The 1,247-nt window shown below is 41.4% G+C and carries 2 protein-coding genes; both read right to left on the bottom strand.

Annotated features, from left to right (window positions below; translation table 11 throughout):
* Positions 1 to 131 precede the first annotated feature (131 nt).
* The gene (locus tag LD39_RS13845) at positions 132 to 686 is read right to left on the bottom strand and encodes a short-chain dehydrogenase (protein ID WP_035548098.1); all 555 of its coding nucleotides are present in this window, start codon (positions 684 to 686) and stop codon (positions 132 to 134) included.
* Positions 687 to 751: 65 nt separating this feature from the next.
* On the bottom strand, positions 752 to 1,247 hold a 496-nt coding region (locus LD39_RS13840), incomplete at its 5' end, for a hypothetical protein (RefSeq protein ID WP_035548095.1).

Genomic DNA, 1,247 nt, shown 5'->3' with positions numbered 1-1,247 from the left:
CTGCAGCCCCAAACTCACACGAATGTCTCGAAACTGAGTCTTCAACAATCGGGAGCTTTATTTCATTAAGGAAAATCAACAACAGGCTTTATGAGAGCAACTATTTCGTAGTGGGAATTGTGTATCTTATACTATCTTCCAGGACGCTCTTCCCACGGTTCAATGACTCCGACGTAATAAAGAGGTTCATCCTGTTCGATTGCTTCCATCACTCCTTCAGAAATCTCTGGATGTGTCAGCCACCGTGATCTATCTTTTTCCCTGACAAAACCTAACACAATACTGCGGTAATGTCCTTGTGGTTGAGAGGAAAGTGATTCTTTTATAGCTATAGGATCCGATGAACTCCCAAGGATATGGAAATAGCGGAAAGGAACCTCTGATTTTGATACTTCATCCATGACAGTCTGTGGTGCCTCAGGAGCTGTTGAATGAATCCAGCTTACAACGAGAGTAACTGGTCCATGACCCTCCACGGTTTGTTGAATGCTAGTTCGCAGTTTTTCATTATCCGTGTAATCTACCAAAAGCTTGGTCATCTTTCCCAAAGGCTTAATCTTTTTCTCTAACCGGTTCATCTTTTCTTCATTTCTTGCAACAACTGAGAGATGGTATCCTTGTGCCGCTAATGCGACGCAACAATCAGTTAGCATTCCGGAGCCGCCGATGATCAATGCATGTTTCATACGGTTCCTCCTCTGAAATAAGTTAATGGGCAGGAGAATAGTGAAAAGTTTTGAAGACGGCGAATTCAAGAAGCAGCTCCATCATTTTTAAATTCAGCTAATTCCTTAAATGGGATCTTGATTTCGTCATGGCCTTCTGTAAAAGTAACCTTGCTAAGTTTTTTTAAATCGTTTTTATCCCACTCTATGATGAAGGACCTGGGGTTGGCAATCTCTGCACACCCACCGGACCCCATTTCTGAATCGATGTCAATTCGAATTTCGTCTTTCACGCTTCTTATATTGCTGACCACCGATTCACAGGACGATTCATAAATCCCTATGAATATCACACCTTTTCTGTCAAAATCAAGACGCTTTGCTTCCCCATCAAAATTGTAAAAATCCCAAAGTTTATTAAAGGTGGCTTGATCAGTCGCTTTCATAACTAAAAACGGGGCATATCCTTCTTCTGGTGAAAAGGCAATTTCGTTAAAATGTTTTGGCAATACATTTTCACTTACTAGAACGCTCGAGGCATTATTAATACAACCGGTAAGAAAAAGGAGTAAAAGACCCGCC

It is taken from the genome of Halobacillus sp. BBL2006 (genome assembly GCF_000786645.1).
In the GTDB taxonomy this organism is placed as follows: Bacteria; Bacillota; Bacilli; order Bacillales; family Halobacillaceae; genus Halobacillus.
This window is presented reverse-complemented; position numbering and strand designations above follow the sequence as displayed.